This is a genomic window from Vibrio sp. 1249-1 (assembly GCF_033340495.1).
Genome location: NZ_JAWOWJ010001179.1, coordinates 1 through 516, shown reverse-complemented (window position 1 = coordinate 516; position 516 = coordinate 1). Strand labels below are relative to the sequence as shown.

Sequence of the window (516 nt, the reverse complement as noted above, 5' to 3'; positions counted from 1 at the left end):
ATGAGCTACGGCAAAAAGGTTGGCTTATTTGCCAGTCTGGGGAACGCGACGTCTGGCCTTATCCTTACTTTACTTGCTGCGATGGGGGTTTCAACCCTGATTGCGATGAGCCCTGTGGCACTCAAAGTACTTCACCTTTTAGGTGGTGCGTACCTACTTAAAATGGGTTGGGATTGCTTGAGAGCAGAAGCTTCATCTGCTCCAGAGCTTGATCAAAAAAATAAGATGGCATCGACCTACTATCAACGTGCATTAATGAGCAATTTGCTCAACCCTAAAGCCTTGGTCTTTTTTGTGATGTTTTTGCCTCAGTTCGTTTCGAGCAATATTACCGCTTCATCCGGCGAGCAGATGCTGGCGCTTGGTTTGTTGTTGAACGTTCTTGGCCTTTTGTTCAACCTGTTATTGGTAGCGTTGGCTGGTACATTAGGGAAAGGGTTGCTGGAGAATGAGAAGTTCCGCACTTACCAGCACAAACTTATGGGGTTGGTGTTTGTGATCCTCGCTTTGTGGATG

General features: G+C 46.7%; 1 protein-coding gene. It reads left to right on the top strand.

All coding sequences use genetic code 11. From position 1 onward, the window contains the following. Positions 1 to 516: LysE family translocator (locus R7Z50_RS31130; RefSeq protein ID WP_318150231.1), on the top strand; the 516-nt coding region annotated here is incomplete at both ends.